At 42.9% G+C, this 7361-nt stretch carries 7 protein-coding genes; all 7 read right to left on the bottom strand.

From position 1 onward, the window contains the following. Positions 1 to 61: 61 nt before the first annotated feature. Positions 62 to 832, bottom strand: coding sequence for an FAD:protein FMN transferase (locus tag B3Z75_RS07310; RefSeq protein ID WP_286847154.1), 771 nt, complete (start codon positions 830 to 832; stop codon positions 62 to 64). 31 nt (positions 833 to 863) lie between these two features. Further along, positions 864 to 2222 (bottom strand): putative oxidoreductase C-terminal domain-containing protein, encoded by a 1359-nt coding sequence (locus B3Z75_RS07305; protein ID WP_414702877.1) that lies wholly within the window; start codon positions 2220 to 2222, stop codon positions 864 to 866. Between the two features lie 47 nt (positions 2223 to 2269). Continuing rightward, on the bottom strand, positions 2270 to 3277 hold the full coding sequence (locus B3Z75_RS07300; RefSeq protein ID WP_286847145.1) for a Gfo/Idh/MocA family protein: 1008 nt from the start codon (positions 3275 to 3277) through the stop codon (positions 2270 to 2272). Between the two features lie 12 nt (positions 3278 to 3289). After that, positions 3290 to 4087 carry a glucosamine-6-phosphate deaminase gene (locus B3Z75_RS07295; RefSeq protein ID WP_286847147.1) on the bottom strand — a complete coding sequence of 266 codons (798 nt, stop codon included), beginning with the start codon at positions 4085 to 4087 and terminating at the stop codon, positions 3290 to 3292. Further along, positions 4068 to 5258: an N-acetylglucosamine-6-phosphate deacetylase gene (nagA, locus tag B3Z75_RS07290; protein ID WP_286847150.1), complete on the bottom strand. Its 1191-nt coding sequence runs from the start codon at positions 5256 to 5258 to the stop codon at positions 4068 to 4070. The genes B3Z75_RS07295 and nagA overlap by 20 nt, the downstream gene beginning before the upstream one ends. 20 nt (positions 5259 to 5278) lie before the next feature. Then, the gene (locus B3Z75_RS07285) at positions 5279 to 6634 is read right to left on the bottom strand and encodes an MFS transporter (protein WP_286847151.1); all 1356 of its coding nucleotides are present in this window, start codon (positions 6632 to 6634) and stop codon (positions 5279 to 5281) included. 115 nt (positions 6635 to 6749) lie between these two features. Further along, the coding region (locus tag B3Z75_RS07280) for a helix-turn-helix domain-containing protein (RefSeq protein ID WP_286848637.1) at positions 6750 to 7361 on the bottom strand (612 nt) is incomplete at its 5' end.

The raw sequence follows: 7361 nt of genomic DNA, 5'->3' as shown, positions 1-7361 counted from the left end.
AGGCTCGTATCCACTTGTTTAGGCTTTTTGTTTGACATAATGTTACTTCACTAAAGTTAGACTAATATTCTACTGTATTTTGTACTTTAAAACCTTCTGTAATTCGTTTCTTTTCCGTATCATCGGCGATCATGAAAACTGTGCTTAGCACTTCAGCATCCAATGGATCTTTTGAGGTGATCGAGACGACCTTATTTCCTTTTATTGCTTCTCGCGACATAGGCCGTACTATATGGCCTGTGTAGGTCGGTGTATTTCCCGATACCGACAATGCCTCGTCCTTTAAAGAAATCTCACCTAAAACTTCATCATGGTTATATGGGTTTTCAATGCTCACCTTCCATGCATCTCCGTAAGGATGGTGCCCCATTCCCAGAATAGAACTGTTCCCGAAATCTACAAAACAGTGTTTTACTCCGGCTTGATGAATTAAATCCTTAATTTTCACCAGTGCATATCCTTTGGCATAGCCTCCAAAATCTAATGATATATCTTTTTTCAAAAAAATGACAGTGTGCTCTCTTTCATCCAGCAACACTTTTGAAAAATCATCCAATGTGATATCAAACAATCCCAATGTGCGGATATTGTATTGCCGGCAACTTTTCAGGATCGTCCACATCTCCTGGCTTACATGCACAGGTTCAAGAATAGCTTCGCGATTGATTTTTGAAGTTTCGCTTGTACTGCTAAAGCGATTAAAGATCCGGTCGAGCCGCCGAAGTTCGAAAACGACATCTTTCCAAACTTCCTGCGATTTCAATTTGTTTTGGCCGATGATAAGTATATCGAACCGTGTTCCCATGATGTTCTGCAATGAACCATGGAACATCTTTGATGATTCGTAATAAGTCCCGCCGATGTCAATCCCTATCTTTTGCAATTTCTACAGCTTTTGTTGTGATGTAATATTTTGCTAAGGTATTGATTTTTTCCCAGTCAGGCATATCGCGATTTACTAAGAAGCTGAAAAAACTTTCGGCAACATATTTGAAATGTGATTCGTGTCCCTCCCTGTTTTCGGAAGGAATATTGATGATATACTCCCCTTTTACGGTTGTAGGAGAAGCAGATACGAAAGGATAGGTTGTCCGGATTTTCTCGATCGCCTTTTGGAGGTTATCGGAAAATTCATTTTCATCCATCCCGTCGGTTTTTTGCACATACAGTTGTTTCACAAAATTCTGCTCTTTGTTCTGTATTGTTTTCAGCGTAGTTTTTGTTCCTTTTACAACCGACATGAAGGTATCTCCGCTACCTTCAGGCGCCTGGTAATTCCAAATAACTTTTAAGCCCACATTCCGGTGTTTTACATCGAAGTGGAGAGTGCCGTTGGCATACACCTTCAGTATGGAATTGTTGAGGTATTTTTGCAGGTAATCGGGGAAGGCGGTTTCACCGGTCGATTTTGTAAACTGCGGTAATGTGATCTCTGTTGCCCAATGAGAGGAAGAGATATTCCCGATATCCCGGGTGTAATTGATAGACTGTCCGGGAAAACATTTCCAGAACAACAAATCGATCAGGTGCGTGGTTACATCGGCAATCCCTTCGCCCTGTTGCTCCACGTCGTAATACCATGCCGGACGGATCAACGGGGTGCCGGACACTTCTTTATAGAAGTGATGCACGCTCTCCATATACACGGCGGGATCTTCCGGTGTTCCCGTTTTCAGCTCACCGAAAAAATCGGGATCGTTTATCAACTCTTTCTCGATGATATTTAGCATATCGTAACGTTCGGTCATCATATCATATAACAACACGTTTTGTGCCTCAGCATTGGCATACGCTTCTTCCAACAAAAGAAAATCTTCCCGGTTAATCGCCATCGGCTTATCCGACAAAACGTTTAATCCGGCATCTACCGCACTGAGAATATATTCGGTTTTCTCTTTATTGTTACCGGCAAGTACGACTACATTCCCTTTTTTGTCGGTTACCATCTTATTTAGAAAATCGTCGCCGGTATAGACAATTGTTTGCCAACTTGTAGGATCTTTATCTCTTTGGTTGAACGACTCAATGGCCGAAAGATACTGTTTTAATCCGGTATCTTCGGCGGGTGCATATATAAATACCGAATCGTTTACCTGTGGCATGGCGCTTTTTTGAAGCAGGTTGGCATGAAAATGCCCCGGGGCAAGGACGATCAGTTTTATTTCACCCTCTTTGCCGATAAATATCGTTTGGTTGCCCCGGGGGCTATTGTTCTTTTGCATACAAGAAAGTAATATCAGTCCGACTGCAATTATAGACCAACCCTTTTTCATTTTATTTTTAATTCCAGCAGTAATTCTTTAGCTTCTTTTAAGCCTTTACGATAGACATCCTCCATCAGGATGATTTTTCCATCATTACGCTTGCTTTCGTTCGAAGCCTCCATAAAGGTGAATATTTCGAGCGTTTCTTCTGCTGAAATCGGAGCAACGCGAGTTCTGAAAAATTTCAATATCTCCGTCAGTAGTACTTCATATCCCTCATAGGGACCGACAGGTTCCGCGCCTTTATCCGTAAAGGCTGTTCCTCCGTAGATACCCTTTCCCGCACGAAGGCCTCTGAACGTGCCTATCCTGCCATCGCTCCATAAGCCGGCGACTACGTCAGTTCCTTCAGCCGACATTCGATTCACGGATACACACCCCGTTCCCATAATAGTGAACAGGGTTTCCACGCCATGGATGCCATACCACCCAAAATCGGGATGCGATATTTCACGTGTTGCCGGAGAGTAACAATCCGCTCCTAAAACTTTACCATACTCTCCGTTGCGTAATTTTTGATTTTGCGGAACAAACCGTAGCGCGGATGAAGAGAAAATGGGAATATTATATTCCCTGGCTAATTGACAGATCGCTATGGATTGTGCCAAAGTGGCGCCAAGCGGTTTATCTATAAACATGATCTTACCTGCCTTGAACACTTCGTACGCCTGTTCCAGATGCAGGTTCCCATCGTTTGTTTCCAACATTACACAATCTACTTTTTTGAGCAATTCTGCTATGGAGGGAACAATCTCCACTCCCAATCCTTTAACCTGTTTTATATAATCAGGTATGCGGTCGTAACTCGATTTAATGGTTTTCGATCCGTAGGGATAGGCTGCGACAATTTTAAAATCTTTGAATTCTTCTTTTTTATCTTCTCCATTCAAAAATTTGGTAAAGGCAATAGAGTGAGAGGTATCGAGGCCGATGATGCCAATTTTTATTTGTTGTGCCTGGGCTATCCATAAAAGTCCGGACAAAATAGCTGACAAAATAACTTTTAGTCTCATAATGATTTTGTTTTAATTCAGTAATGACGCACTTTCTTTGTCCAGATACAATACAGCGCCTTTTTTCGTTCGTAAGATCGTAGCCGGGCATTCCTCGCTGATATCGTTATTCAGAGCGTGATACACGGCTTCAGCTTTATTTTTGGCCGGTACCATGCAGAACATATATTTTGCCCTTAACAGTGCCGGAATAGTCACGGTGATCGCATGGGTAGGTACCAAGTCTATTCCGGTGAAAAGGTTTTCATTGACTTGTTGTTGCCTGCAAGCCATATCCAGTTTTACCACTTTCACTAATTCAGGATCTTTGAAATCGGCTACTGGCGGGTCATTGAATGCGATATGGCCGTTCTCTCCGATCCCAAGACAAACAATATCAACAGGGTATTGATCCAATAAGCCGGCATACCTTTCGCACTCGGCAGAAGGATCTTCCGCTCCACCGTTTATCCCGTTTATATAATGGACACTTTTAAAGGGAACTTTATCAAAAATGCGTTCTCTCAGGAAATTACCGAATCCCTGAGGGGCATTCTCTTCCAACCCAATGTACTCATCCATGTGAAAGGCATTGATCTTCTCCCACCGGATTCGTTTATCGGCAATCAGCTCCTTCATAAAATCGCTTTGTGAGGGTGCGGCGGCAAAGATCATATTGATTTCCTCTTTTTCATTGAACAGTTGCCGTATAGTATCCGATACATTAGCTGCCGCTTCCATACCCATCTCCTCCCGGGTATGAAAGATTTTCACTTCCAACATTCCTTTGGTGAATGTGATTACATTCGTGTTAGTTTCCGTATATGACATTTCCTTCCAAGATTGTGTATGAAACATTAATATTATTATCAAAAATAACCAGATCAGCATCTTTACCTTTTTGGACAGATCCTTTCTGCTGATCTATCCGCATGATGCGGGCCGGAGTTAAGGTCATCATTCTTACCGCCTCCACCAAAGGCACATCAGCAATGTTTACCATGGTCCTGACCAAACGGTCGGTGGTGGCAACGCTTCCGGCAAAAGCTGTCCGATCCGGTAGTTTTGCCACGCCATCTTCGATGATTACCCTTTGTCCTTTTTCCAGGCTGCCTAAAATAGATTCCCCGTCGGGCATACCTGCCCCCCGCATTGAATCGGTACAAAGCGCAGTTTTGTCAGGCCCTTTGAATTTATATACGAACCGGAGAAGGGATTTAGGTAAATGCACTCCATCGGCAATGATCTCCACTGTCATGTCATCGATCAGGTATGCAGCTTCCAAAACGCCCGCGTAGCGGAATGCATTCCTGCGGGTAACGGTGGACATAGCCGAATAAAGGTGGGTTACGTGTGTAAACCCTGCGTTGAAGGCTTTCAGTACCTCCTCATAAATGGCATCGCTATGTGCTACGGAGGTGAGGATGCTTTTTGAAGTCAGCACCTTTCCGAAGTCGAGCGCACCGGGCAGCTCCGGCGCCAGGCTCCAGCGTACAATATCGTCCGACGCCGCTAAGATCTTATTGTATTCTTCCGGTTCGGGGTTTTTAAGATATTGGGGATCCTGAGCGCCCCGCTGATTATAGGCAAAATAGGGTCCTTCCAGATGTAGCCCGAGAAATTTAGCTCCTTTTGTGTTCTGTTTTACGGCTTCTTTATATACGTCAAACGTGTTAATCAGCTCGTCGAACGTGCTTGTCAACGTTGTAGGCAACAACGCCGTGGTTCCATACCGGGCATGAGTTTCCGCCGCTCCGAGATATGCCTCAACGGTCCCGTCCATAAAGTCATGCCCGCCACCGCCGTGTGTGTGGATATCAATAAAGCCGGGAGCAACATACTTGTTTGTCGCGTCTATCACAATATCGCTATTGCCGGGAGTGAATTCTTCATTATGAAGAATATCGGTTATTTTCCCATTTCCACATACAACGGTCAGGTTCTCCTCTATCGTATCGGGAAAAATGACCTTGCCGTTTTTTATGATGATTCTATTATCCATAATATCAATCAATTACCACATTAGTTCTTTGTTCTTCTCCAGAATTTGATCCGGTATCCTCTGGCCGCATACCATACAATATAGGCAAAACAGGGGATAAGAATCCAATAGGCCTGTTTCATTGCTTCAAAAGGCGAGAGAGACGAATTAAGCTCCACAAGCGAATGATAAATCATAGGCATAAATGCACTCCCGCAAAGCGCCATCACCAGAAAAGCAGCGCCAAGATTCGTGTGCTTGCCTAATCCGTTGATGGCAAGAGGCCAAATCCCGGCGTAAAGTAATGCATTGGGAAGTCCCATCATTACAAGGTACCAGATAGAAATATCGGACGTAATTCCGAAGAAATTAACCGTTCCTGATGTACTAATTATTAAAATAGAAAGAACTAAATTGAGTGAAGCGCAGATTAAAAGCGCATTACGTTGCTTCAAGTATTTGGGGATCAATATGATTCCGATAAAATATCCCAGAAAAGTCAACAGCATGGTGTATGAAGGGATATTTTTAGCCGGCCCGGCCAGGCTTTCACCCATAGTACCTGCATATTGGATGCTGGTAGCAAGAGCAATCATCTGTGTTCCTATATGGAAAAACATGGCAACCACCCCCAATATCAATGCAGGATATTGAAAAATGGATTTACCGGAGCTTTCATCTTCGGCAGAACATTTGTTCACTACCGAGGGATCTAATTCCGGTAAAGCCGAATAACGAACAATAATTCCAAAAACGAAGAGCGCTACAGCTAAAATCAGATATGGGAACATAACGCCTTTGATCAGATTATCCAAAGCAGCATCTAACGACGTGCCGGTATATAGGCCGGATTCAATCTCCCGCATCAATACCTTGTCGGATTCACGGATAACAACTCCGGCAAAAATAAGATTAGCTATAACACCGGCCAGTTTATTGCCCGTCCCAACTATACTCATCCGTTTGGCAGCGCTCTCGATTGGCCCTACAATGGTTACATAAGGGTTAGCGGCCGATTGTAAAATGGCAAGTCCTACACCCAGCAAAAACAGTCCCAGTAGAAACACCTGATAAACACGCCAATAGGCAGCAGGGACAAAGAGCAGCGCCCCGATTGCCATACACCACAGGCCATACATCATCCCCCTCTTATATCCCATCTTATTCAGCAAGAAAGATGAAGGGATAGCCATCACTAAATAAGCAATGTAAAAAGCAAATGTAACAAACGAGGATTGAAAATTAGTCAGTTGAAGGGTCAGTTGGAAATAAGGGACTAAAATAGTGTTTACCCACGATACCAATCCGAAAATAAAAAACAGCAACACCAGAATAATCATTGATTTGATCGTGGCGTTTTTGTTCTGAACATGTTTAACCCCTGGTTTTGTACTCATCTTTTATTGATTTAATACAAGTAAATAGTTTGTCCCACATTTTTGTAGTACACAAAATTATGTTTTATCAGGTATGGGAAATACGTTAATAACGAAATAGTAATCTCAAAAAACGTTATGGTGGAAAGTTATTGCTGTATTTTTTTTGAAATTCTACAGGAGTGCAGCCTCTATGCTTTTTAAAAATGCGCGATATATTTTTGCAGTCATTGAAACCGGCTTCAAGGGCCATATCGTATAGAGTCCTGTCAGTTGTTAGCAATAAATGAGCAAAATAGTCAATCCTGCAACTCAGGATAAATTGATAGATAGTGGTACCCATCTCTTCTTTGAATTTCACTTCCAGGTTACGCCGGGATAGCGGAACCAGTTCTGTGAGTTCCTCAATATTGATGTCGGTGTTGAAATTGTCTTCGATATAATTGACGACTTGAGAGATATAGCCATTGGATATATCATACTTCTCTGTCGATTTTCGAAGTTCGAACCGCGTTGGCCGGATAATGATGTTGAAGGGCTCTACGATCTCTCCCTTGATCATCCGGTCGATCAATCTTCCAGCTTCGTACCCTCCCTTTTCTACGTCTGTTACAATGGATGATATGGGAGGATCGGAAAGGTGACAAATCAGTTCATCGTTATCCACCCCCAGCAATGAAATTTCTTCAGGAATTTTAATGTTGTTAATTTTACAAATTTGAGATATTCTTAAAGCGAAATCATCGTC

It is taken from the genome of Proteiniphilum sp. UBA1028, assembly GCF_002316955.1.
Taxonomy (GTDB): Bacteria; Bacteroidota; Bacteroidia; order Bacteroidales; family Dysgonomonadaceae; genus Proteiniphilum.
Note: the sequence above shows the minus strand (reverse complement) of the source record. Positions and strands in the feature narration are given on the sequence as shown.

Excerpts from the sequence above, each read along its gene's own strand:
- nagA (WP_286847150.1), bottom strand. The coding sequence starts at position 5,258 with ATGGATAATAGAATCATCATAAAAAACGGCAAGGTCATTTTTCCCGAT.
- B3Z75_RS07300 (WP_286847145.1), bottom strand. The coding sequence starts at position 3,277 with ATGAGACTAAAAGTTATTTTGTCAGCTATTTTGTCCGGACTTTTATGG.
- B3Z75_RS07285 (WP_286847151.1), bottom strand. The coding sequence starts at position 6,634 with ATGAGTACAAAACCAGGGGTTAAACATGTTCAGAACAAAAACGCCACG.
- B3Z75_RS07295 (WP_286847147.1), bottom strand. The coding sequence starts at position 4,087 with ATGTCATATACGGAAACTAACACGAATGTAATCACATTCACCAAAGGA.
- B3Z75_RS07310 (WP_286847154.1), bottom strand. The coding sequence starts at position 832 with ATGTTCCATGGTTCATTGCAGAACATCATGGGAACACGGTTCGATATA.
- B3Z75_RS07305 (WP_414702877.1), bottom strand. The coding sequence starts at position 2,222 with ATGCAAAAGAACAATAGCCCCCGGGGCAACCAAACGATATTTATCGGC.